Origin of the sequence: Streptomyces sp. TP-A0874, assembly GCF_001748085.1 — a bacterium.
Lineage (GTDB): Bacteria > Actinomycetota > Actinomycetes > Streptomycetales > Streptomycetaceae > Streptomyces.
Genome location: NZ_BBZK01000011.1, coordinates 34,619 through 58,889, shown reverse-complemented (window position 1 = coordinate 58,889; position 24,271 = coordinate 34,619). Strand labels below are relative to the sequence as shown.

The 24,271-nt window shown below is 71.0% G+C and carries 22 protein-coding genes; 4 read left to right on the top strand and 18 right to left on the bottom strand.

Annotated elements, in window-relative coordinates; all coding sequences use genetic code 11:
• Positions 1-8 precede the first annotated feature (8 nt).
• The 3 genes from rbsD (at position 9) to BGP73_RS18760 (ending at position 2,067) form a co-directional block, all read left to right on the top strand.
• A complete protein-coding gene (rbsD, locus tag BGP73_RS18770; RefSeq protein ID WP_069816430.1) occupies positions 9-464 on the top strand; it encodes a D-ribose pyranase in 456 nt (151 codons plus the stop codon).
• Positions 465-515: 51 nt separating this feature from the next.
• The gene (gene deoC / locus BGP73_RS18765) at positions 516-1,229 is read left to right on the top strand and encodes a deoxyribose-phosphate aldolase (RefSeq protein WP_069816428.1); all 714 of its coding nucleotides are present in this window, start codon (positions 516-518) and stop codon (positions 1,227-1,229) included.
• 82 nt (positions 1,230-1,311) lie between these two features.
• Positions 1,312-2,067, top strand: coding sequence for a GntR family transcriptional regulator (locus BGP73_RS18760; protein ID WP_069816426.1), 756 nt, complete (start codon positions 1,312-1,314; stop codon positions 2,065-2,067).
• 89 nt (positions 2,068-2,156) lie between these two features.
• Here BGP73_RS18760 and BGP73_RS23185 read toward each other — a convergent pair whose 3' ends face one another.
• The 5 genes from BGP73_RS23185 to BGP73_RS18740 form a co-directional block, all read right to left on the bottom strand.
• Entirely contained in the window at positions 2,157-2,333 is a 177-nt protein-coding gene (locus BGP73_RS23185; RefSeq protein WP_170837882.1) for a hypothetical protein, read from the bottom strand.
• Positions 2,334-2,430: 97 nt separating this feature from the next.
• Positions 2,431-3,084 carry a hypothetical protein gene (locus tag BGP73_RS18755; RefSeq protein ID WP_069816424.1) on the bottom strand — a complete coding sequence of 218 codons (654 nt, stop codon included), beginning with the start codon at positions 3,082-3,084 and terminating at the stop codon, positions 2,431-2,433.
• Positions 3,081-3,605 carry an RNA polymerase sigma factor gene (locus tag BGP73_RS18750; protein WP_069816422.1) on the bottom strand — a complete coding sequence of 175 codons (525 nt, stop codon included), beginning with the start codon at positions 3,603-3,605 and terminating at the stop codon, positions 3,081-3,083. Before BGP73_RS18750 ends, BGP73_RS18755 begins: the two co-directional genes overlap by 4 nt.
• Before the next feature lie 580 nt (positions 3,606-4,185).
• The gene (locus BGP73_RS18745; RefSeq protein ID WP_069816630.1) at positions 4,186-5,787 is read right to left on the bottom strand and encodes an adenosine deaminase family protein; all 1,602 of its coding nucleotides are present in this window, start codon (positions 5,785-5,787) and stop codon (positions 4,186-4,188) included.
• A 202-nt stretch (positions 5,788-5,989) separates the two neighbouring features.
• The gene (locus BGP73_RS18740) at positions 5,990-6,985 is read right to left on the bottom strand and encodes a GlxA family transcriptional regulator (RefSeq protein WP_069816419.1); all 996 of its coding nucleotides are present in this window, start codon (positions 6,983-6,985) and stop codon (positions 5,990-5,992) included.
• 115 nt (positions 6,986-7,100) lie between these two features.
• Between BGP73_RS18740 and BGP73_RS18735 the strand changes: the two genes are divergently transcribed.
• Complete coding sequence (locus BGP73_RS18735) at positions 7,101-7,739, top strand: HD domain-containing protein (protein ID WP_069816417.1); 639 nt, start codon at positions 7,101-7,103, stop codon at positions 7,737-7,739.
• A 151-nt stretch (positions 7,740-7,890) separates the two neighbouring features.
• Here BGP73_RS18735 and BGP73_RS18730 read toward each other — a convergent pair whose 3' ends face one another.
• From BGP73_RS18730 to BGP73_RS18670, 13 genes are all read right to left on the bottom strand, one after another.
• Complete coding sequence (locus BGP73_RS18730; RefSeq protein WP_170837881.1) at positions 7,891-10,845, bottom strand: FAD-binding and (Fe-S)-binding domain-containing protein; 2,955 nt, start codon at positions 10,843-10,845, stop codon at positions 7,891-7,893.
• A complete protein-coding gene (gene lhgO, locus BGP73_RS18725; protein ID WP_069816415.1) occupies positions 10,846-12,039 on the bottom strand; it encodes an L-2-hydroxyglutarate oxidase in 1,194 nt (397 codons plus the stop codon).
• Positions 12,036-13,565 carry an aldehyde dehydrogenase family protein gene (locus tag BGP73_RS18720; protein ID WP_069816413.1) on the bottom strand — a complete coding sequence of 510 codons (1,530 nt, stop codon included), beginning with the start codon at positions 13,563-13,565 and terminating at the stop codon, positions 12,036-12,038. The genes lhgO and BGP73_RS18720 overlap by 4 nt, the downstream gene beginning before the upstream one ends.
• Positions 13,562-14,521 (bottom strand): ribokinase, encoded by a 960-nt coding sequence (locus BGP73_RS18715; protein ID WP_069816411.1) that lies wholly within the window; start codon positions 14,519-14,521, stop codon positions 13,562-13,564. The genes BGP73_RS18720 and BGP73_RS18715 overlap by 4 nt, the downstream gene beginning before the upstream one ends.
• On the bottom strand, positions 14,518-15,537 hold the full coding sequence (locus tag BGP73_RS18710; protein ID WP_069816409.1) for an acetamidase/formamidase family protein: 1,020 nt from the start codon (positions 15,535-15,537) through the stop codon (positions 14,518-14,520). The genes BGP73_RS18715 and BGP73_RS18710 overlap by 4 nt, the downstream gene beginning before the upstream one ends.
• Entirely contained in the window at positions 15,534-16,301 is a 768-nt protein-coding gene (locus BGP73_RS18705) for an alpha/beta fold hydrolase (protein WP_069816407.1), read from the bottom strand. Before BGP73_RS18705 ends, BGP73_RS18710 begins: the two co-directional genes overlap by 4 nt.
• Positions 16,298-17,059, bottom strand: a complete 762-nt coding sequence (locus tag BGP73_RS18700; RefSeq protein ID WP_069816405.1) for a glutamine amidotransferase — start codon at positions 17,057-17,059, stop codon at positions 16,298-16,300. Before BGP73_RS18700 ends, BGP73_RS18705 begins: the two co-directional genes overlap by 4 nt.
• A gap of 69 nt (positions 17,060-17,128) precedes the next feature.
• Complete coding sequence (locus BGP73_RS18695; RefSeq protein WP_069816403.1) at positions 17,129-18,073, bottom strand: nucleoside hydrolase; 945 nt, start codon at positions 18,071-18,073, stop codon at positions 17,129-17,131.
• A gap of 67 nt (positions 18,074-18,140) precedes the next feature.
• Complete coding sequence (locus tag BGP73_RS18690; RefSeq protein WP_069816401.1) at positions 18,141-19,046, bottom strand: ABC transporter permease; 906 nt, start codon at positions 19,044-19,046, stop codon at positions 18,141-18,143.
• The gene (locus BGP73_RS18685) at positions 19,043-20,164 is read right to left on the bottom strand and encodes an ABC transporter permease (protein ID WP_079127666.1); all 1,122 of its coding nucleotides are present in this window, start codon (positions 20,162-20,164) and stop codon (positions 19,043-19,045) included. Before BGP73_RS18685 ends, BGP73_RS18690 begins: the two co-directional genes overlap by 4 nt.
• Positions 20,164-21,711, bottom strand: coding sequence for an ABC transporter ATP-binding protein (locus BGP73_RS18680; protein ID WP_069816398.1), 1,548 nt, complete (start codon positions 21,709-21,711; stop codon positions 20,164-20,166). The genes BGP73_RS18685 and BGP73_RS18680 overlap by 1 nt, the downstream gene beginning before the upstream one ends.
• 97 nt (positions 21,712-21,808) lie before the next feature.
• Positions 21,809-22,783: a BMP family lipoprotein gene (locus BGP73_RS18675; RefSeq protein ID WP_079127665.1), complete on the bottom strand. Its 975-nt coding sequence runs from the start codon at positions 22,781-22,783 to the stop codon at positions 21,809-21,811.
• Between the two features lie 214 nt (positions 22,784-22,997).
• Positions 22,998-24,020, bottom strand: a complete 1,023-nt coding sequence (locus BGP73_RS18670; protein WP_069816395.1) for a LacI family DNA-binding transcriptional regulator — start codon at positions 24,018-24,020, stop codon at positions 22,998-23,000.
• Positions 24,021-24,271 lie beyond the last annotated feature (251 nt).

Genomic DNA, 24,271 nt, shown 5'->3' with positions numbered 1-24,271 from the left:
AACGAACCATGAAACGCAACGGCATCCTCAACGCCGAACTGAGCGGGGCGCTCGCCACACTCGGCCACACCGACCTGCTGATGGTGGTGGACGCGGGCTTCCCCATTCCGCGAGAAGCCCACCGAGTGGATCTCGCGCTCGCCGAGAACCTGCCGGACCTGCGGACCGTACTCGGACTGATCGCCGACGAACTGATCGTCGAGGGCGTGGTGCGCGCCGAGGACGTGCCGAGCAACAACCCCCGCCTCGACGCCTGGCTGCGGGACCGCTTCGCGGACGCCGAGTTCACCACCCGGCCACACGCCGACATGCTGGGCGAACTGGCCCGGCAGGCCAAGGTCATCGTGCGCACCGGTGCCTTCGAGCCGTGGGGGAACATCGGTCTCCTCTGCGGCGTGGACGTCCCCCGGTGGTTCGGCGGCGAAGGCGTCATCGTCCCCGACTACTACGCATCCAAGCTTTGAGACGTTGCGGTGAACCGACCGCATCCGTTTGATCACAAGGAGAGAGACCTCGTGTCCGACAGCACTGTGGCGACTGCCGAGCTGCCCCTCAGCGCGGCTGAACTGGCGCCCTACATCCAGCACACCAGGATCGAGTCCGACGCCACCCGGGAGCAGATGGTCGCCCACGCGCAGGAGGCCGCGACCTACGGCTTCAACGCCGCGATGGTGCCCGCCTCCTGGGTCCCCGTCGTCGCCGCCGAGTTGCGCGGCACGGGGATCGGCGTCGCGTCGGCCCTGGACTTCCCCACCGTCGGCGTCATGACCAGCGCAGGGAAGGCAGCCGAGGCGGCCGAGATCGCCCGCCTCGGAGCGACCCAGCTCGACATCGGGGTGCAGATCGGCTGGCTCAAGAGCGGTATGCACCGGGAGTTCCGCGAGGACATCGCCGGCGTGGTCCGAGCCTTCGGCGGGCCGGTCAAGGTCATGCTGGAACTCCCCCTGCTGACCGCCGAGGAGAAGGAGATCGCGGTCGAGCTGGCCATGGAGGCCGGTGCCGCGTACCTGAAGAACGCCAGCAGTGGCCAGATCGAGACGGCGAATCCGACGAGTGTTCGCTACCTTGTTGACCGAGCGCGAGACGGCGTCAAGGTGAAGGCCTCCGGATCGATCAAGAGCTACCAGCAGGGCCTGGAGTTGCTGCGGGCCGGTGCCGTACTGCTCGGCACCAGCGCCGGGATAGCGATCGTCACCGACACCGGCGACGACTCGACCGTCAGCTACTGACCGGCCGTCCACCGTGCCGCGGCCCCGTCTCGGCCGGGGCACGGTGGGCCCCACAGACTCTCATCGAAGGAGACACGCGACCGTGACGGCCGAAGGCGAGCTTCCGGACATCAGGCGGGACGCACCCACCGCGATCCACGCCCAGATCTCCGAACACATCCGGTTGCGCATCGCCAGTGGCGAATGGCCGGCGCACTACCGCCTCAAGAGCGAGCCGGAGTTGGCCCACGAGTTCGGCGTCAGCCGTGGAACGGTCCGACGAGCTCTGGCGACCCTCATCGCCGAGGGCCTGCTGCGGCAGGTGCGCGGCCGGGGCACGTTCGTCACCTCCACGACGATCGAACCGGCCATCGCCCAGAAGCTCAGCACCCTCTCGGAGGATTTCGCCAGCCAGGGAGTCCTCACCAGCACGGAGGTCCGGGAATGCTCCCTGATAAGCCCGCCCAAGCCGGTCGCGGCCCTGCTCGACGTGGCCGCCGGCACCCGGGTCCTGAGGCTGGTCCGGGTGCGGAGCACGGCTGAGGGACCGGTCGCCCTGCTCTTCAACTTCGTCCGCACCGACCTGGCGCCCGGAATCGAGCAGGTGGACTTCGCCTCCAGCAGCCTCTTCGGGGTGCTGGAGGGGGAGTACGGGCTGAAGATCACCACCGCCCGGCGCACCTTCAGCGCGGAGGCGGCCTCCCCGGAGGTGGCGGAGGCCCTGGCGGTGGCGCCCGATGCCCCGGTGCAGTACCTGCAACAGGTGACCTACCTCGCCGACGGACGGCCGGTGGAGTACTCGGACGTCTGGATCCACAGCGGTCGACTCCGCGTCACCTCGCTGCTGCTGCGGCGATGACGACGCGGTGATGGCGATCGCTTGAGCAGAGCCTGCCCGCCTCCGGGGCCCGCGCACCGCTCCTCGGCCTCCGCGGGCCGCGCCGGGTGCTACAGGGCTTGCTCCAGCCACCAGAAGGCGAGTCCGGCGGCGCCGGCGCCGAGGCCGTAGCAGGCGCCGCGGACCAGGCTCACGGCCATCGTGCGGCGGTAGCGGGCCAGCCACTTCCGGGCGCGGCCCGACCGGCGGTTCCGGTCGGTGGTGGGGGAGGGTGCCGTAAGGTTCATCAGGTGGCCTTTCTCAGTCTTGGAAGGGCGTTCGTGAGGAGCCCGCCAGCGGCCTGTGGCCTCGGAACCGTGGCCGCTGGATCGGGCTCCTCACGGTTCAGCGCCGGCCGGTGAGGTCCTGGAGGCGGTCTGCGAGCCGCCGGTCCGGACGGCAGACCAGTACGCCGACGTCGCCGTCGGTGGCGAGACGTTCGAGCTCGTCCCGCAGCCCGCTGGGCACCGGGGCGGGGATGGCGTGGGTGAAGCCGTGACCCGTGCTCTGGATCTCCCCCGGGCCGTCGGGAGCGTGGGGGAGCTGGCCCTCCCAGAAGGCGGCTTCCCTCATCTCACCGAGGGACAGGTGGTGCAGGTGGAGGCAGTAGGCCGCCCTGAGGTGGCCCGCTCCGGCGGCCAGCTGCCACCAGAACTGGGCGCTTTCAGGATGGTCCGACAGGTAGAGCAGGCAGGCGAACACCTGGGCGCCCTCGACGTCCAGGTCCTTGAGCGGCGCGCGGGTGACCTCGCCCCCTTCCTCGCCGATCTCGGAGGTGAGCCGCTCGACGTGGTCCAGGGCGCTCGGCTGGGTCAGCGACCAGCGCGCCACGGCGGACAGCCGACGCCGTGCCCGGGAACTCCTCCGCACCGAGCTGCCGGGCCCGACGTAACCGGCGTCCTCGGCCAGGCGGCGCAGCCCGGCCGCGACATCGAAGGGGCGTCGGGCCTCGCGCACCGCCGCCCCGGCGTCGGCCAGCAGTTGTTCCATGGCGGTCATGTGCGGTCCCTCTTCTCCTCGGCGCGCGGGTAGACCGCGGCGTACAGGCGCTCCCTGCCCTTGCGGCAGTGGTAGTCGACGGTGCTTGCGGTCACCCCCATGTACCAGCTGATCCTCTTGGTGTCGTGCCCCAGGACGTACCGCATGACGATCGCGTCGAACTGACGCGGAGGCAGGCTGCCGAGCGCGGTGAACAGTCCGAGGTCGCCGTCCAGCAGGGCCAGGTTCTCGCGGAAGTCGATCAGTGCCTGCGATATGACGACCCGCCGGAGGATGGCCCAGATCTGCTGCTGGAGGTTGTCCTCCGCCAGCAGGGCGTCCCAGTGGTGGAGGGTCTCCAGGGCCGCGCGGTGGACCGCCTGCTCAGCCGCCTCGTTGGAGCCCAGTAAGAAGAGCGCGTAGTTGTGGAACTCCTCCTGATGGGCGAGGTAGTGCGCCTCGAACTCGAGGGGCAGCGGCAGCACGGTGTCGACGGCCGGACGGGCCCGGGTGCCGTCCGTGCGGGGGTCTTCGTCAGTCACGGGGCATACCTCCGTCTTGAGAGGAAGTCGGGACGCGGCCCGGGAGAGGCCGCGTCGTTGGAGACACCACTCAATCGCTCCGGGGGGCCGAACACGCATGCGCGGCTCGACGAATATCACGCACAGCACGGAGGCATATTCGGATCGTAGTATTATTAACGGTCGGTAACCGGTGCTGAGCTGGGATTTTACCCAGCGTCACCTGACGCGTCGGATGGTGCTGGGATACATGGCGGTGACGCAACTCACATCTCAGGCCAACGCGTCTGATGGGGATCATCGCCGCCAACGATCCGATTCCCTGCCTCAACGGCCTCCGTCGACGGCAGGGGCGCTCCGCGGGCCCCTCCGGGGCGGCCGCCGCTCCGGTCCCGCTCGGGCAACGGCTGAACAACGCCTGGCCGGTCCTGGCCCGGCCGCCCGAGAGGTGCCTGAACCCGGCGCTCTCCGTGTCTCCGCCAGATGTCCGAGCCGGTTCTCGGCGGCAGGCGCGCGGCGTCGGCCCCGGTACCCGGCCGCGTCGCACGACGGAGCACCCGAGCATCGCTGACGCTCGGGTGCTCCGTTGCGCGACGCGAGGTCAGCGCCGTGTGGTGACCGTGTGCTCGAAGCGATGGAAGGCGGATTCCTGACGCCACTGGGTGGCGGCCTTCTCGCTGGAGCGGAGCAGGGCGCGGCAGCGGGGGCCGGGAGCAGAGCTGCCGGGGTGTTCGTGGCGGCAGGCGCCGACGGGGACGTAGCCGTTACGGGTGGGGTTGCCGGCCCAGAGACTCCGACCGGGGAGGAAGGCGTACTCCAGGGAGGAGCGGGCGAGGTCCTTGAGCTCGGGGTAGGTCAGGCCGTAGGTCCTGGCCGCGTACTGGTACTCATGGCCGATGTCGGTTCGCGAGACACCGGGGTCGTCGGTGGCGAGCACGACCGGCACCCCGAAACGGCGGTAGGTCGCGAAGGGGTGCTCGTCGCCCTTGACCCCGAGGATCTGCGCGTTGCTGGTGAAGGGGACCTCGACGGCGATCTCACGGGCGGCCATGGTGCGGGCGGTCTTCTGCCAGTTGTCTTCGTGCACGAGGTCGACGCCGTGGCCGATGCGCTCCGCTCCGGCCACCGTGACCGCTTCCTTGATGTGGAACGCGAGGTCCTCGGGTTTGGCCAGGCCAGGCCACAACTCGCCGGCGTGCAGGGTGAGGTGGGCCTTCGGATAGACACCGCGCAGGTACTTCAGCATCCGCATCTGGAGGCGGTAGTCCGCCAGGGCGGTCTCACCGTCCTCGGGCTGGACGAGGTTGACGGCGACGAACCGGTCGTCACGCTCGGCCAGTCGCATGCCCAACGCCATCTGGGTGAAGACGCGTTCGGGGGAGCTGCCGCGGGAGACCTGGGAGATCCAGCGGACGGTCAGGTCGCAGCCGGGCTGGGCGCGCTCGGTGCCGCAGTGCGCGGCGGCGCGGAACTCGGCGTCGGCGTCGTCGGCCTCCACACCGGCCTCGTCCACCAGCTTGTCGAGCCTGCCGCCGGCGATGAGCTTGCCGTGCAGCCTGTCCAGGTCGTCTTCCCAGCCGACGTCGGTGGCGAGCTTCTTCGCTCCCTCCGAGGCCGGGGTGACCAGCGTCTCCAGGTAGAACTGGTTCTGCGTCGCTGCGGTGTCGGCGACATCGGCCAGGAGCTTGCCGCGGTGGCGCCAGGTCACCTCGCCGAACTTGCCGAAGGTGGCGAAGAAGTGGTCGTGTCCGTTGCCGTCGGCGGGGAAGTCCTGCATCGACCACTCGCGCACGATGGCGTCGCGGAAGGCCTCGTCGGTGCGTGCGTCGGTGGCCGGACGGGTGCCGGGTCCGCAGGGCGGTGGGACAGCGGTCATGGTGGCGGTGTCGATGCACAGGCCGTCCTCGCCGGCCAGTTCGACGAGGTACTCGGTGGTGACGGCGCCGGAGAGGTGGTTGTGCAGATCACCGCCTTTGGGCAGGGCGGTGAAGAAGCGGGACAGCCGGCGGGGGTCGTCCCGGATCGTGTCGAGATAGGCCTGGGTGTTCGCCTCGGAGGCGGTCGTCGGCCACCGGTCGGGCACGTCGACGGCGTGGGCCGGGCCGGCGGGCAGGGCCAGGGCGGAGCACGACAGCAGTCCGGCGATCAGGGGAAGGGCCTTGCGGCCGAGACGCGCGGTGGCTGTGGGTCGGTGTTCAGGGATCACTGGCTCATGATCAGCAGTAACGCTTCGCCCGTATGGCTCCTGAGGGGGCAAATCACTCGGTCGGATGAAGGTTCTGACGCGGTTCAGAGACTTTCGGCGGGCTGCGTGGGGCCTCGACCGGCGCCCCACTGCCGTGTCAGGCGGCATTCCCCCCGTCGCGACGCCCGGCACGCTGCCCAGGGCTCTTCGAGCAGGCGCTTCAGTTGTTGTGGAGTTGTCCGTCCCCGGGTGGCGGCGCTGATGGAGCCGGATTGCTGGTGGTGAAGCGTTGGCGGTAGGCGGTGGGGGTGATGCCGAGATGGCGGTCGAAGGCGCGGCGGAGTGTCTCGTCGCTGCCGAATCCGCTCTTCCGGGCCGCGGTGGTGACACTGTGACCGTCGAGGAGCAGTCGTTGGGCGTGGTCGAGTCGGACCCGTTCGACCCAGCGGGCGGGGGTGGTGCCCACTTCGGTGTGGAACAGCCGGGTCAGATGCCGCGGGCTGACGGCCACGGTGCGGGCCATGGACGGCAGATCGTGATCGGCGGCCGGATCGGCCAGTACGGAGTCGATCAGAGTGCGCAGTAGGGCGTTGCGTGCGGGCGGAGTGGCGGCCGTGGTGAACTGCGACTGGCCTCCCGGGCGCTGCAGGAAGACCACCAACTCCCGTGCGATGCGGCGGGCTGTCTCGGCTCCGTGGTCGTCCTCCACGAGAGCCAGCGCCAGGTCGATGCCCGCGCTGATCCCCGCCGAAGTGATGTACCGTCCGTCGCGAACATGGATCGCGTCCGGCTCGACGCGCACTCCGGGGTGGCGGCGAGCGAGGGTGCCGGCGTGCCGCCAGTGCGTGGTCGCCCGACGCCCGTCGAGCAGACCCAGCTCGGCCAGGACGAAAGCGCCGGTGCACACCGAGGCCACGCGCCCCGCCCGCACGGCGGCGGTACGGGTCGTGGCCAGTAGTTCCGCGTCCACCGGCTGCTCGACCAGGCGGTCTCCGCCGGCCACGAGCACCGTGTCGACGCGGCCGGCCTCGGCCGCCGTCACGGTGCCGCTCAGTGGCACCCCGGTCGAGGTCCTGACCTCCCCGCCACGTCCGGAGATCAGGACCAGGTCGTAGGGGTGGCCGAGCCGGCCCGCCTGGTGCAGGACCTCCGCCGGTCCACTGACGTCCAGCATGGTCACACCGTCGAACACGATGAAGCCCACGCGGCTCGTCATGTCCGAATCCGTGGTTTTTCTGTCAGGAAGGACATGGCGCCATGGTACGTGCTCGGCGATGCTGGAAGAGAGCGGGCGAAGAACCGTCGACACGAGGAAGTGCAGGGAGACACCTATGAGCGAGATGATCGCGGAAGTGCCGATCCCGGACAGCGCCATGGCGCGTGAGGCGACGGAGCTGGTCCGTGAGGTGGCCTCACCGTTGCTGTTCGACCACTCCCGGCGCGTGTTCCTCTGGGGAGCGCTGCGAGGACGCGAACAGGGGCTCCAGTTCGATCCGGAGCTGCTCTACCTCGGGGCGATGTTCCACGACCTGGGGCTGACCGAGCGGTTCCGCCGCACGGACCAGCGGTTCGAGATCGACGGTGCCGACGAGGCGCGGCGCTTCCTGCACGCCCACGGTGTCACCGGCGAGGCGGCCGACCTGGTCTGGACGGCGATCGCCCTGCACACCACGCCGGAGATCCCCCTGCACATGGCCCCCGAGATCGCCTTGGTCACCAGGGGAGTGGAACTGGACGTGCTGGGCATCGGCTACCACGCGGTCTCCGACGAACAACGCGCCGCCGTGGTGGCCGCCCATCCCCGCCCCGACTTCAAGCCCCAGATCCTGGCGGCCTTCACCGAGGGCATCAAGGACCGCCCCGAGACGACCTTCGGCAACGTCAAGGCCGATGTGCTCGCCCACCACGTGCCGGGGTTCGTCCGGGGCGACTTCGTCGAGGTCATCAGGAACTCCGCCTGGCCCGAATAGCCCCCGTCCACCAAGACGCGCTTGCCGCCCGAACGTCCTCAAGCGCGGCAGGCGCGGTCGCGGGGCGCCGCTCCTGCCGGCCGTACACGGGTTTCCCCCTCCGGACGACGCCTGAAGGCCGCGGGGTGCAGCGGCGCGGAAGCGCGGCGGGTCACTTCCCGTCTGTTCCGATCGCCCGCCGCAGCACTTGTGCCAGGTGTACCGCCCGGCGTCCGCTGCCGAGTTGGCCGATCTGGGTGCGGCAGCTGAAGCCGTCGGCCAGCACCACGGTGTCCGGACCGGCGGTGCGCACCGCCGGCAGGAGTACCCGCTCGGCCGCTGCCACGGACACGTCGTAGTGGCCGCGCTCGAAGCCGAAGTTCCCGGCCAGTCCGCAGCATCCCGAGTCCAGCACCTCGTTGTCGAGTCCGATCCTGGACTCGACCCGGCGGTCGGCCGAGGTGCCCAGTACCGCGTGCTGGTGGCAGTGCACCTGGGTGACGGCCTGACGGTCGGAAGGCGGCAGCCGGGGCAGCTCGACGGTGTCAGCGTGCTCGTCCAGGAACTCGGCCAGGGTGCGGACCCGGGCGCCGAGCGCCCGGGCCACCTCACCGTGCCGCGGATCGTTGCCGAGCAGCCGGGGCAGTTCCTCGCGCAGGGCCGCCGTGCAACTGGGTTCGAGGCCGACGATCGGTGTGCCGTCGGCGATCTGCTCCCGCAGGTTGCCGGCGGTGTGCCGCATCACCCGACGCGCGGTGTCCAGTTGCCCGGTGGAGAGCCAGGTGATGCCGCAGCACACCTGTCCGCCCGGCAGCTCGACGGCGAAGCCGAGGTGCTCGAGGACCTCCACGGCGTCCTGCGCCACCTCCGGCTCCATGTACTGCGAGAAGGTGTCGGGCCACAGCAGCACCCGGGGGGCGTCCCGCGGCACCGGGTGCTCGGCCCGGTACTCCCGGAACCACTGGGTGAACGTCCGTTCAGGCAGGGCCGGTAGCTGACGTCTGCCGTCGATCCCGCCGAGACGCTTGAGCAGTGCCGAGAGGCGGGGTCGTCCGCTCACCAGGTTCGCCAGCCGAGGTGCCAGGGCCGCGCCGCGCAGCCACAGCGGCAGCCAGCCCATCGAGAGATGAGCGGCCGGGCGCAGCCGCCGCCGGTAGTGCTGGTGCAGGAACTCGGCCTTGTACGTGGCCATGTCGACGTGTACGGGACAGTCGCTGGAGCAGCCCTTGCAGCCGAGACACAGGTCCAGGGCCTCGCGCACCTCGCGGGAGCGCCAGCCGTCGGGTATCGCCTCGCCGCGCAGCATCTCGGCCAGCAGCCGCGCACGTCCCCGGGTGGAGTGCCGCTCCTCCCCGGTCGCCATGTAGCTGGGGCACATCACGCCGGTACTGGTGTCGGTGCACTTGGCCACGCCGACGCAGCGGTGCACCGCCCTGGTCAGGCTGCCGCCGTCTTCGTCGTAAGGGAAGGCCAGCGGCAGTTCGCGCATGCTCCGGTGCGGCCCCCGCGGCGGGTCGAAACGCAGATCGCGGTCGAGTGGCCTCGGGTCCACGAGGTTGCCCGGGTTCAGCAGGTTCTCGGGGTCCCAGATCCGCTTGAAGCGGCCGAACAGGTCGATGATCTCCGGCGGGTACATCCGGGGCAGCAGCTCCGCGCGGGCCTGTCCGTCGCCGTGCTCCCCGGACAGCGAGCCGCCGTGCGAGGCCACGAGGTCGGCGGCCTCCTCCATGAACCGGCGGAAGACGTCCCGGCCACCGGCTTCGGTCAACGGGAAGTCGACCCGCAAGTGGACGCAGCCCTCACCGAAGTGCCCGAAGGGGACGCCCTGGAACCCGAAGCCCGCCATCAGCTTGCGCAGATCCCGCAGGTAGGCGCCGAGGTGCTCCGGTGGAACCGCGGAGTCCTCCCAGCCGGGCCAGGCCTCCGAACCGTCCGGCAGCCGGGTGACGATCCCGGCGGCCGCCTCCCGGATGGCCCACAGCTGCCGTTGCTCACCGGCGTCGGTGAGGACGGCGGCGGTCGCGCCGCGCTCCGACCGCACCGCCGAGGCCAGGGCCCGGGCCGCTTCCTCCGCCGCCTCCGGACTGTCGCCGCCGACCTCCATGAACAACCAGGCGCCTCCGTCCGGGAGCCGGTCGAGCGCGGGGGGACGGGGACCGGCGGCCACCAGAGCGGCGACCAGGTCCGCCGCCATGCCCTCCAGGGTGAGCGGGCGCAGGGGGAGCAGCGAGGGCACCGCGTCCGCGGCCGCCGTCTCGTCGGGGTACCCGGCGACCAACAGGACCCGTGCGGCCGGCGCCTCGACCAGCCTGACCGTCGCGCCGAGCAGCAGCGCGCAGGTGCCCTCACTCCCGGTCAGCGCCCGCGCCAGGTCGTACCCGCGCTCGGGCAGCAGCGCGTCCAGGGCGTAACCGGAGACCCGGCGCGGCAGGGTGGGAAAACCCTGCCGGAGCAGCGACAGGTTGTCCCCCGCCAGGTCCTGGAGCGCCCGGTGCAGCTCGCCCTCCCTGCCGGGAAGCGAGCGCAGCCGACGTCGCTCCTCCGGCGTGGCCGGACCGCCGACGGTCAACTCGGTGCCGTCGGCGAGCAGCAGGTCGAGTGACTCCACGTTGTCAGCGGTACGGCCCCAGGCCACCGAGTGGGAACCACAGGCGTCGTTCCCGATCATCCCGCCGATGGTGCAGCGGCTGTGCGTCGAGGGATCGGGGCCGAACCGCAGCCCGAACGGGCGGGCGGCGGCCTGCAGGTCGTCGAGGACGGTCCCGGGCTCCACCCGTGCGGTACGGCGCTCGGGGTCCACGGACAACACCCGGTTGACGTGTCGTCGGTAGTCGAGCACCACCGCCCCCGGACCGATGGCCTGCCCGCCGATACTGGTGCCCGCCCCCCGCGCGACCACCGGCACCCCGTGCTCCCGGCATACGGCCGTGGCCGCCCGGACATCGGCGGCATCGGCCGGCAGGACCACGCCCAACGGCATCTGCCGGTAGTTGGAGGCGTCATGGCTGTACACCACGCGCTCGGCGGTGTCGAAGCGCACCTCACCGCGGACGGCCCGGGCCAGTGCGCGGGCCAGGTCCGCCGCCTCGGCACCGCGAGCGTGCGGCCGTGTCCCCTCTGCGTTCACTCAGATCCTCCCGGTCAGCATGCGACCGACGACGTGTTCGGCGATTGCCAGCGCCGATGTGGCGGCGGGGGACGGCGCGTTGCGGACGGCGACGACCCGGTCGACGGTCTCGATGCGGAAGTCGTCGACCAAGGCGCCGTCGCGGTCGAGCGCCTGGGCCCGCACCCCGGCCGGCGCCCGGCGCAGATCCGCCGGGTCCAGCTCGGGCACGTAGGCGCGAGCCGCCGCGACGAAACGCCTCTTGACCACCGAACCGGCCAACTCCCGCGCTCCGGTCCGCCAGTGCCGGCGGCCCAACTGCCACAACCCGGGCCAGGCCAGCGACTCCCTCAGGTCGCGCAGGTCGACGTCGCGGTGCCGGTAGCCCTCGCGGGCGAGCGCCAGCAGCGCGTTGGGGCCCACGTCCACCGAGCCGTCGTGCCGGCGGGTCAGATGCACACCGAGGAAGGGGTAACGCGGGTCCGGGACCGGATAGATCAGCCCGCGGACCAGGGACGCCCGCTGCGGGGTCAGGCGGTAGTACTCGCCCCGGAACGGCACGATCCGCGGGCCCGGCGCGCCGCCCGCCAACCGCGCCAGCCGGTCCGCGTGCAGCCCGCCGCACAGGACCGCCTGGTCCGCGACGACGTGCTCCGCGCCGGTGGAGACCCGGACCGCGCCCGCCGACTGGTTGATCGCGCGGACCGTACGACCGAGCAGCACCTGCCCGCCGAGGGCGGTGATGTCCTCGGCGAGGGAGCGGGCGACCCGGGGGAAGTCCACGACGGCCGTGTGCGGGGAGTGCAGGGCGGCACGCCCCGTGGCGTGGGGCTCGATCGCGCGCAGTCCGTCCGGGCCGAGCATCCGGATGTCGGGTACGCCGTTCGCCAGCGCACGCTCCCGGATGCCGAGCAGACGGCTCTCCTCGTCGCGGTCGAGCGCGACCAGCAGCTTGCCCAGCTTCTGGTACGGGATGCCCTTGTCGGCCGTGTACTCCTCCAGCAGCCCGACGCCCCGGCGGCACAGCACGGCCTTGAGGGAGCCCGGCGGGTAGTAGAGGCCCGCGTGGACGACACCGCTGTTGTGGCCGGTCTGGTGGGCCGCGACGGTCGGCTCCTTGTCCAGGACGGTCACGGCGCTGCCGGGCCTGCTGAGCAGCAGGGCCCTGGCCACGGACAGACCGACGATGCCGGCCCCGACGACGACGTAGCTCACGCCCCGGCTCCCCGCGCGCCGGTGTCAGTGGTGAGCAGGCGCCCGTCGAACCGCAGCGGTACCGGGCAGTCGGAACCCCCGGGGCCGCACCGCAGCTCCTCCGGTAGCAGCTCGGCCGGCAGCCCCTGGAGCGAGGAGGGGCGCAGCCAGCGCTTGATCGCAGCCGCACCGACGCTCGTCGTACCGGAAGCCGTCGAGGCCGGATATCCGCCGCCGTGGTGGGTGGCCCATCCGACCCGCAGACCGGCCGTCGGCCCGTTCCACACCACCCGGCCGGAACCGGCGGCCAGCAGGGGGAGCAGGTCACGGACGGCGGAGGTGTCCTCGGGGTCGGCGTGGACCGCGCAGACCAGCGAGGCGGGCAGCGCGGCCAGGGCCCGGGCGAGTTCCGCGGTGTCCCGGTAGCGCACGACGACCGCGTACGGGCCGAAGCACTCCGTCAGCAGCGACCGGTGCCCCGGGTCGAGCAGTGTCTCCACGTCCGTCGAGAGGAGCAGCGGAGGCACGGGGGAGCCGCCGGTGTCCCCGCTCACGTTCCGGGTGAACAGCACCTCGCACCCCGGCAGGGCCGCCCGCTCCGCGGTCCCAGCCAGGTACGCCTGCCGGATCGACGGGCTCAGCAGGACCGGTTCCGGCGCGGCGGCCAGCCGGTCCCGCAGACCGTCCACCACATCGGCGCACTGGTCCGGGACGAAGATCAGGCCCCCCTTCGTGCAGACCTGACCACCCCTGACCAGCAGCGAGGCCTCCAGTGCCGCGACGATTCCGGCGGGCCGGGCGGACCCGGCGGAGGGCAGCACCACCACCGGGTTGACGCTGCCGAGCTCCCCGTAGAACGGGATCGGCTCGGGCCTCGCCGCGCACAGGTCGAAGAGTGCGCGGCCCCCGGCGACCGAACCGGTGAACCCCACCGCGTGCACCGGCGGTGCCTGGACGAGCGCGGCCCCCGCCTCGAAGCCGCTGACCATGGTCACCACGTCGGCGGTCGTCCCCGCCCTCTCCGCGGCCTCCCGCAGGGCACTGAGGACCAGGCGGCAGGTGTCGGGGTGGGAGGGGTGCTCCTTGGCGATGACGGGACAGCCGGCGGCGAGCGCGGAGGCGGTGTCACCGCCCGCCACGCCGTAGGCGAACGGGAAGTTGGAGGCGCCGAAGACGGCGACCGGGCCGAGCGGCACCAGCCACCGGCGGATCAGGTCGGCGTCGTCGCCACCCGGCGCGGCGGTGTCCACCGTCGCCTCCAGGTACGAACCCTCCCGCAGCACCTCGGCGAAGAGCCGGAGCTGGTCGGCCGTCCGCACCACCTCGGCCGCCAGGGCGTCCTCGGCCAGGAAGGTCTCCCGCCGGGCGGTGGCGGTCAGCTCCTCACGCCGCTCCAGCAACCGGGCGGCCATGGCCTCCAGCAGTTCCGCCCGGCCCTCCCGGCCGAGCGCGGCCAGTGGCCCGGCCGCGCTCGTAGCGCGGGAGACGGCATCGGGGACGGGCAGCAGGCCCTCCGGCTGCCCGCACGCGGAGTTCCCAGTGCTCACGTTGCCTCCTCATCGGTGGACGGCGTGTCGGTGGACAGGCCACCGGTGGACGGGGCGGCGAACGCCTCGACCTGCGCTCTGGTCGGCATGGAGGTCTGTGCCCCCATCTGGCGTACGTTCAGGGAGGCGGCGCGTACCGCGAAGGCCGCGGCCTCCGGCAGCGGGAGCTCTCCGGCGAGGCCGTCGGCGAGGGCCCCGCAGAAACAGTCACCGGCGCCCGTGGTGTCCACGGCGGTCACGGCGGGTGCGGGGATCAGCGTCGCCTCCGGCCCCTCCACCACGACGGCCCCCCGGCCACCGAGCGTCACGACCACCCGCTCGCACGGCAGCTCACGGGCGAGCCGGACGACCTCCGCGGTGTCCCCCGGCACCTCGGCGCCGCACAACCGGGCCAGCTCACCCCGGTTGGGGACCACCACATCCACGTGGCGCCACAACTCCTGGGGCAGCTGAGCCGCTGGCGCGGGGTTGAGGACGAATGTGCCCGCAGCCAACCGGGCCGCCTCCAGCACGGCCGCCACGGGGATCTCCAACTGCGCCAGAACCACCGCGGCCGAGGACAGCCGCTGCCGCGCCGCTCTTATCTCCTCCGCGCCGACCCGGGCGTTGGCTCCCGGCGAGACGACGATGCTGTTCTCCCCGTGCGGGTCGACCAGCACGACGGCCTGCCCCGTCGGGACGTCTTCGGCCTGCCGCAGGCAGCCCACATCCACGCCCTCGGCGCGCAACCCGTCCAGCAGCCGCCGACCCGCCGCGTCCGACCCGACGGCGCCGACCAGACTCACCGCGCGGCCCAGCCGGGCCAGGGCGACTGACTGGTTGGCGGCCTTGCCACCCGCGAACAGGGTGACCGGACCGCCGAGGACGGTCTCGCCCGGCAGCGGCAGCGCCTCCACCTCGATCCGGTGGTCGGCGTTGACACTGCCGACCACGACGACCTCACGGTTGAGGTTCACGCCTCGCCTTCCTTTCCGCGCGGGGCACGCAGCCGGTCGTGGACGCCGCCCATGAGCCGGGGCTTTCCGGGCAGCAGCTCCTTCGCCAGCGAGACGGCGACGGTGTACGAGGGATTGACCAGATTGCCGACGCGTGCGGTACAGCCCTGGGACACCAGTTGGTAGGCGTCGAGCCGCGACAGCCCGCAGACGCCGGCGACCCAGTGCACCAGGTCCGCCACGGCCACCCGGTAGGCCTCCTCCAGCGGACGCCCGCAGCCGATGGAGACGATCTCCTCGTCCGTCTCCGCACGCGGCCAGTCCACGCCGTCCGCGTCCCGCGCCGCCCCGGCGGACAGGACGCCCGCACGCAGCCGGGTGAGCATCGCCCCCTCCACGGCGGTTCCGGCGAACTCCCCGTCGCCCTGGGCGAGGTGGCCGTCGCCGATGGACAGCAGACCGCCGTCGACATTGGCCCGGAGGTACAGCGTGGTGCCCGCGGCGACGACCGGCAGGTCGAGATTGCCGCCGTAGGCGTCCGGCACAGCGCTGGTGCGCACCTCTCCATGCGCGGGTGCGACCGCGACCGTGCCGTGGAACGGGCGCAGCGGCACGGCGAGCGCATGCCCGCCGTCCACCGTGGTGCGCACCGTCCCCGAGGCCGGGTCGGTCCGCCAGATCCACACCCGTTCCTCGGTCTGCGGCTGGAGGTTGGGGCTGAACCGGGTGCCGGACAGCGTGCCGAAGCCGGGGGAGACCGTGGACACGCCCCAGTCACGGGCGGGCTCGACCGCGCTCAGGTGGACGGCCACGACATCCCCGGCACGCACCCCGGTCAGCTCGATGGGCCCGGTCAGCGGGTTGACCCGGGGAAACGGGGCCACCTCGCGGGGCTTCCCCGAGGTGGTGGAGAGCCGCCCCGAGAAGCAGTCCTCGGTGAAGACCTCGAACTCCTCCCACAGCCCCACGGCCGCCATGGCCTCGCGCCCGCCGACGGTGAACGCGTACTCGCCCTCGCCCGGCTCGATACGCCTCATGACCCGGCCGCCGTCCGGTACAGGTCGTCGACCACCGTCACGAAGGTGTCCAGGGCATCCCGGTGGATGCTGTGCCCGGCCTCGGGGACGGTGACCACCGCCTCCGGCCCGACCGCCGCGACCAGGGACTCCGCGTCCGCCGCGGGAACGAACCGGCTCTCGCCCGGCAGCAGCCAGCGGGTCGGCACGTGGCGGGCGACCTCGGCCGCGGACTCCCGCAGGTCCCACGGCGCGTTGCCGGCGAAGGCGGCCCGCGCGGCGTCCCAGTCGGTCTGCTCCAGGCTCAGCAGCTTGCCCGCCGCGTCCAGGCGGCTCCACCCGGGGTTGAGCGCCAGGAGGCCGTCGATGTCCCGGGGCAGGTTCGTGCGGTCCCACTCCAGCATGGCGGTGGGCACCTCCCTGTCGGGCTGGTGGGAAACGGGGTCCTCCAGCACCATGGCCCGGGGCCGGAACAGCCCGCGGAGGACGCCCTCCTGGGCGAGGTACCCGCCGAAGGAGTGGCCGATGAGGACGTCCATCCCGTCGGGGACGACGGCGCCGAGATCGGCGAGGAGCGTGCCGGTGTCGTATCCCCCGGCGGGCTTGGGGCTCTCGCCGTGCCCGCGCAGCTCCGGGGCGAGGACCCGGAGACCGAGCGCCGCCAGCCGGGGACCGACCGCCGTCCAGGATGCGGCGTTCGAGGTGATCCCGTGCAGGCAGAGGCAGACGGGGTCCCCGGGCCTTCCCCAGGCGGCCACGTTCAGGGGCAGGGCCGGTGCACTCATCGGTTCTGCCCCGCCGTCCAGGAGACCAGCCCCTGCCACATCGGGGCGTAGCCCTCCCAGTCGGTGAAGGCGCTCGGGGCCCAGTGCGGGGCGCAGTCGGACGTGAAGACCGCGCCGCGGCCCTTGCCGTACTCCCAGGTGGCGATGAGCGGGTCGCCGCCGACCGTGGCCAGCACATCCGCCTCGGGCCGGGGCTTGACGACGTTGTAGCCCAGCAGGGCCGGCCAGTCCGCCGGGGGTACCTCGGAGAGCGCGGGGTGGTCCTTCATCTCCACCGAGGGCGTGATGCCCGCCGGGCGCTCGGACCGGTCGTCGAACAACTGCATGGTGACCGGCAGCGCCTCCTCGACTGCCGTTCCGGCGTACCGGGCCTTGCCGTCGATCCCCTGGAACGTCAGATAGCCGCCCACCATGATCACGCCGCCGCCGGAGTACACCCAGTCGCGGAGTACCGCGAGCCGGTCGGGCAGCGCCACCGACTTGGTGAAGGTGTCGGGGTGCAGCAGGAAGGTGTTCGCACCGACATCGCTGATGACCACGCAGTCATAGGCGTCCAGTTCCTCGGCGGTGGCCGGGAAGTCCGTGGCGGCTACGTGCGCGGGCTGGTAGGTGACGTCCCAGCCGCCGGCCTCGAGCGCGTCACGGAGCCAGCCCACCCCTTCGGAGTACTCGGTGGTGGTGAAGCTGTCGAACCCCTTGTGGTGGATGCTGTGGACAGTCCAGGACTCGCCGGCGATCAGTACGGACTTGCGGCTCATGATGGGTCACTCCTCAGTGGCGGGGGGAAACGTTTATGCGAAGGCGGGGTTGTGCGAGACCGGGGCGGATCAGACACCGGCCCGGGCGGGCAACCTCCTCAGGGCGTCCACGAGGGCGTCATGGACGCGCGCGGCATCCAGCCTGATGACCACATCGGCGTTGGGCTCCTCCGAGGACTTCCCGCCGAGATCGATCACGGTGCGCCCGTACGTGTACCTGCCGGCCAGCTCCACATCGGCACGCACCGTCACGCTCTGGCCCAGTGAGGGGTCCGCGGCGTACAGGACGGCGCACGGATCGTGCAGGGGGACGGGCGTGGGGCCGAACACCCCGGTGCGATGCGTGGTCTTCAGGGAACTCAGCAGCTCCGCCGACAGGACGGCCGAGGCTGTGCCCGGCTCGGCGACCCGGCTGATGAGCGGGTCATCGATCGGAACGGTGGTGGTGGCATCCGTCGGCAGCACGGTCAGCGGCAACCCGCTGCCGTAGACCACGGAAGCCGCCTCGGGGTCGCACCAGACGTTGAACTCGGCCGCGGCCGTCTTCCCACCCAGGCCCCAGGCGCCGCTCAAGGTCACGACCCGGGCGATGTTTCCGGCGACACCGGGGTCCTTGCGCAGCGCCGAGGCGATATTGGTCAGCGGACCGCTCGCCACGACGACCAGGCCGGGGTGCTCCCGCGCGGTCTCGACGATCAGATCAACAGAGTGGCGCGAGTCGAGCTCCACCGCGGGCAGATCGTCCCGGAACCGGTCGAGACCGCGCTCCAGATCCACGATGCCCGCCAGCACCTGATCCCTGACCAGCGGCTTCTCACTGCCACGGGTCACGGGGACAGCGGAGCCCGCGTGGTGTACGGCGATCGCGGCGTTGTGCGCCGACTGCTCGGCGGGGGAGTGCCCGGCGACTGTCGTCACGGCCAGCAGATCGATCTCCGGGTGCCCGGCCGCCGCCATGATCGCGACGGCCGTGTCATTGCCCGGGTCACAGTCGTAGAGCAGAGGGATGGTCATGGGGGTGGTGCCTTTCTGCGGTGGATCTTGGGGTCGGCTGGTGGGGCGGGCGGGGCGCTCCCCGCGATCACGTGGTTCGCATCCGCTTGGCGCGCAGCCGCTGCAACAGCCCCATCCGGGCGGCGGTCAGCGCCAGGATCGCCGCGATGTAGGGGACCGCGAGCACGAGCTGGTTCGGGATCGCTCCGCCCTGCAGCCGGTCGGCGGCGGCTCCGGCCGTGCCGAACAACGCGGACGCCGCGAACGAGCCGCCCGGGGTCGCCCCGCCGAAGAGCATCGCGGCGAGTCCCAGGAACCCCCGGCCGCTGGTCATGTCGGGCAGGAAGAAGTGCAGCGTGGCCATCGCGAGCTGGGCGCCCGCCAGCCCGCCCAGGAGACCGCTGATCAGCACCGACACCAGCCTGGCCCGTGGCACGTTGATCCCGGCGGCCTTGGCCGCGTGCTCGTCCTCCCCGGCCGCGCGCAGGGTGTAGCCGAAACGCGTCCGGTACAGCACCAGCGAGCACACCGGCACCAGGAGCAGAGCGAGGAAGACGATGACGCTCTGCCCGTTGAGTGCGGGACCGATGACCGGGACGGCCTTCAGCCAGGCACCCTCGATCTTCCACAGCTCGGGGAATGAGTCGGGCCGCAGCCCGCCGGGGTTGTCGTAGACCCGCTCCAGCAGGAAGACCGTGATACCTCCGGCCAGCAGGTTGATGCCCAGGCCCGCGACCAGCGGGTTGGTGTTCAGGCCGAGGGTGAACACCCCGAAGAGCAGGGCCATCAGCAGGCCGGCGCCAACCGCCGCCAGCAGGGCGAGCAGCATGCTGCCACTCATCAGCCCCACGGCGATGGCGGTGAAGGCCGCCATCAGCATCATGCCCTCCACGGCCACGTTGAGGATGTTCGCCCGCATGGTGAACAGCGCGGCGAGGGCCGCCAGGAGCACCGGCGTGGTCTGGAGCAGGGCGGCGAACAGGAACTCGCTCATGACGACACCTCCTTGCTGAGGCCGCGCCGGCGCCGCCGCCGCACCTCGACGGTCATGAACAGGACCAGCAGACCGGTGAGCAGGCTCACCAGGGACCTCGGCACATCGGTGGCGATCTGCATGTAGGCGGCCCCGTTGAGCATCACGGCGTAGAACAGGCTGGCCAGCAGGACGCCGACCGGATGCAGCCGGGCGAGCAGGGCCACGGTCAGGGCGATCAGGCCGAACTCCGGGGAGAAGTTCTGCTCGAACCGGTGCCCGGTCCCCAGGACGTACACCGCCCCGGCCAGACCGGCGAGGCCGCCGGAGAGCAGCATCGCCCGGACGATCTCGCGGTGCGCCCGCACCCCGACGGTCTCCGCGAACCGCTGGTTGGTGCCCGAGGCACGCAGATCGGCACCCCAGGTGGTGCGGAAGAGCACAAGCCACGCGAGGGGTACCAGGACCAACGCGATCAGCAGCCCGATGTTGGCCCCCTGCAGGCCGGGCACCCCCGGCAGCGCCGCCTGCTCGGGCAGCATCTTGCTGGTCGCGCCGTACGCCTGCGGATCCCGCAGCGGCTTGGCCACCAGGTAGGAGGTCAGCAGCATGGCGATGAAGTTCAGCATCAGCGTGGTGACGACCTCGTCGACACCGAACCGCACCTTCAACTCGGCCGGGATCCATCCCAGGAACGCCCCGGCCAGCACACCGGCCGCCAGGCACAGCAGGATCAGCACTACCCCGGGCAGGTCCGGCAGCGCCAGCCCCACGGCCGCCGCGCTCACGGCGCCCACGTAGAGCTGGCCCTCGCCACCCACGTTGAACACACCGGCCCGGAAGGCGAACACGATGCCGAGCGCGATCATCAGCAGGAAGGACGTCCTGGTCAGCAGCGAGCCGATGGCCGCCGGCGTGGAGAAGTTCGCCAGCAGCAACTGCTCGTAGGCGAGCAGCGGCTGGTCCGAGACGAGGACGACGATCAGGAAACCGAACGCGAGGGTCAGACCCGCGGCCAGCAGGGGCTTGCGGACCGCTTCCCACAGACCCTGGGCCCGTCGGGGGGCCGCGGACAGCGCCGCGTCGCCCGCTGCCGCGTTCGCGGCGGCCTCCGGTTTCGCGGTCTCTTGGGGGATCATCACGCGGCCTCCTGTCCGCCGCCGCTCATCAGCAGGCCGATCCGGGTCTCCGTGGCTTCGGCAGCGTCCAGTACGTCCACCAGGCTGCCCTTCAACATCACGCCGATCCGGTCCGACAGGGCGAGCACTTCGCTCAGCTCCGAAGAGATCAGCAGTACGGCCGTACCGCGGGCGGCCGCCGCGAGGATCTGGTGGTGCAGGAACTCACTGGCCCCGATGTCCACTCCGCGGGTCGGCTGGGCAACCACGAGCAGGCTCGGCTCACGGGCCAGCTCCCTGGCCACCACGACCTTCTGCATGTTGCCACCGGACAGGGTGCCCACCGGGGTCTCCGGCCTGGCACCGCGGATGTCGAAGCGGTCGATCTGTTGGTGGGCGAACTCCTCCAGCCCCTGGCGGGAGACGAGCCCGCGACTGGTGAGACCCGCCCGTCGGTAGTTGGACGCCGCGAGGTTCTCGGCGACGGACATCGCCACGCTCAGTCCGCGGTCCAGCCGGTCCTCCGGGATGAACGCGCATCCGGCCTGGCGCCGGCGGTGCGCCGGCCAGGACGTCACATCCCGCTCCTCGAACACGACGGCGCCGGAGGAGACGGCACGGAGTCCCGTCACGGCCTCCGCCAGCTCCGTCTGGCCGTTTCCCTCCACACCGGCTATGCCGAGCACCTCGCCCGGGCGTATAGCCAGGCTCACCTCGTCGAGCACCCGCCTGCCCTCCTCGTTCTGGCAGGTGAGCCGGTCGAGCCTGAGAAGCGGGGGCACACCGTCGGTGCGCGGGACCGTGGTCTTGCGCTCGGCGAGGAAGACCGAGCGCCCGACCATGAGACTGGCGATCTCCGCCTCCGCCAGCCCCTCGGTGGACCGGGTGCCGACGCTCTCGCCGTGACGGATCACGGTCACCCGGTCGGCGACCGCCTTCACCTCCCGCAGCTTGTGCGTGATGAAGAGCACGGTGCAGCCGCGCTCCCGGAGATTCGCGATGATGCCCATCAGCTCGTCCACCTCGGACGGGGTGAGCACCGCGGTCGGCTCGTCCAGGATGAGGATGTCGGCGTCGAAGGCCAGCGCCTTGATGATCTCCACCCGCTGCCGCTGCCCGACCGTGAGCGAGCCGACGCGCTGGTCAGGGTCCAGATCGAAGCCGTAGCGCTCCAGCAGCGCCCGGCAGGAGGTGCGCATCGCCTCGCGGTCCGCCAGGATCCCCCAGCGCCGGGGCTGCCGGCCGAGGTAGACGTTCTCGGCCACCGTCATGGACGGCACGAGTGTGAAGTGCTGGTGCACCATGCCGATGCCCAGGCGGGAGGCGTCCGCGGGACCGTCGATGCGCTCGGCCGCGCCACGGATCCGGATGGTGCCCGAGTCGGGCTGGTGCAACCCCACAAGAATGTTCATCAGCGTGGACTTACCGGCGCCGTTCTCGCCGCAGATGGCGTGCACCTCGCCTTGGGCGACCTCCAGGTCCATGGACCTGATGGCCACCTTTCGGCCGAATATCTTGCTGATTCCGTTCAGTTGGAGAACCGGCCCACCGGGAGTGTTGCCGTCCACGTCGTTCCTTCCGATGGTCAGGGGTGAGGGTGGCTGGGAAGCTGCGCCGTCCGGGCCGAGGGCTGGCGGACCGGACGGCGGCTGCGCCGGGAGGTGGCTACTTCAAGGTGTTGGACTTGACCTTGACCTCGCCGCTGATCACCTTCTGCTTGGCGTCGTCGATGGCCTGCTTCACCTTCGCGGGCACGAGTTCGTCGTTGTAGACGAGGCCGACACCGTCGTTTTTGAGGCCGTAGATGACCGTCTCGCCCATCTTGAGGTCTCCGCTCTGCTCCTTCTGGATCGAGTCGTGGACCGAGGCGCCGATCTGCTTCAGCATCGAGGCGAGGACGTTCTTCGGGTACAGCGCGTTCTGGTCGGAGTCGACCCCGATCGCGTAGTGGTTGGTGTCCGCCGCGGCCTTGAGGATGCCGAGGCCCGCCGGACCGGAGACGTTGTAGACCACGTCGGCGCCGGAGCCGTACATCGTGGTGGTCAGGTCGTACGCCTTCTGTGCGTCGTTGAAATTGCCGACGTAGGAGACCTTGACCTGGATGTCGGGATCCACCTCGGCGACGCCCTGCTTGAAGCCGATGATGAAGTCCTGGATGGGCGGCAGGTCCTCCCCGGCGACGACGCCGATCTTCTTGGTTCCCTTGACCAGCGGGAACGACTCGGGGTCGCTGGCCGCGGTGGCGGCGAGCACGCCCGCGAGGTACGAACCCTCGTTCTGCGCGTAGCGGATCGACAGGACGTTGGGGGCCTTCAGCTCGTCGTCGAAGAAGACGTACTTCTGGTCCGGGTGCTGCGGGGCCACGGCCGCGAGGTTGTCGTGCATTCCGGGACCGGTGAAGACGAGCCGGTACTTGCCGGAGCCGGAAACCGCTTCCAGGTTCTGGCGCCACAGCTGCGGGTCGGTGGGCGATGCCTGCAGGAGCTTCGTACCGAACCCCTCGCGCTCCGCCTTCTTGAATCCGGCAGCGGCCGAGTCATTGAAACCCTTGTCGCCAAGGTTGTCCGACATGACGTAGGTGACATCGAATTTGGAGTCCTTCGACGAGGACCCCGCGGTCGAGGTGCTGCAGGCTGCCATCGAAACGGTTATGAGTCCCACGAGGAGGGCCACAGATCTCGAACGAGCAAGGTTGGATCGCACGGCGCCCTGCCTTTCTTTCTCATGTGTACGGAACACGATAACGGGAAATACGCGCCCAGGATTTTCGGATCGAATTGTGAATCGCGGATCCGTGCTCTTCGGAAAGACGGCCGAATCCTGCCTCGACTCGGTCGCCGCCGCCGTCCGCACCTTATGATCCGCTCGGACGAGCGAGCGCCGTCGTCTGGCGTTCGATAAGAGAGACGGGAAGAACCCGGTCACGCACCGGGCCGCCGTCGGAAGCGCCGTCGAGGACGTTGAGCAGCGTGTCAGCGGCGATGGAGCCCATGGCCACCGCGTCCTGCCGGACGGTGGTGATACCGGGGGTGGTATGTCGGGCGGTGAAAATATCGTCGAACCCGACGACCGAGCACTCGTCGGGCACGGACAGCCCTTCCTCTGCCAGCGCCCGCAGGACGCCGAGAGCGGCCATGTCGTTGAGGGCGAAAACGGCGGTGACCGCGTCACGGCCTATGGAGGGGGCGCGGTCCTTGACCGCGTGGTAACCAAACTTCTCCTCGAACGATCCCTCGACCATACTCGGTAGGGATCCGGTGCGCTCTTCCCATACGGCGGAAAAACCCTCCACGCGGCGTCTGGCGCTTTCGAGACCGGAATTCACGCCGACGATCAGTGCTCGGGTGTGCCCGAGGTCCGCGAGATGCTCTGCGACCATACGGCCCCCCGCCTCGTTGTCGGAGACAATGGTGGCGAGGGCGACATCGCCGAGTTCCTCGTCGACCGCGACGACCGGCATTCCGGCCAGCATCTCGGTGAGCTGGGAGGAGGGCGCCGGAACTCCTGCGGCATAGACGACGCCGTCCACGGCCCGGGATCTCAGCGTCTCGATGTAGAAGAGTTCGCGCTCGAGGTTCCAGCCGGTGTTGCAGAGAACGACATTGAAGCCGCGCCGTATCGCGGCCCCCTCCACGCCTTTGGCGATGTCGGCGAAGTAGCTGTTCCCGATGTCCGGAACGAGCAGGCCGATGGTGCGGGTGGTCCCATGGGCCAGGTTCTGCGCCGTTCTGCTGGGGACGTACCCCAGCTCCTCCATCGCGCTGCGGACACGCTTGGTCACTGCCTCGCTGACGCGACGCTTGCCGCTGATGACGTGGGAGACCGTCGTCCGGCTGACGCCGGCTCGATGGGCGACATCACCGATCGAGACAGCCATGGGGACCTCCAAGAGGAGTTGCAAACCGGTTTGGTAACCGGTTTGGCACATCTAATGTCGTCTCCCTGAGGAAGTCAACCCCCCCAAGAACGGTCCTGTCGCCCCTGGTGGATCAGCGCCGCCGCACTGTGCGACCTTGCCGCGGCGCTCGGTGCGGGTAAGGTCTTCGCCGGCGCCAACCACGGGCCCACCGTGATTCCCACCGACTCGGCAGTGCCGGACACCGGGTACGTGCCGGACTGGTGCGGTGG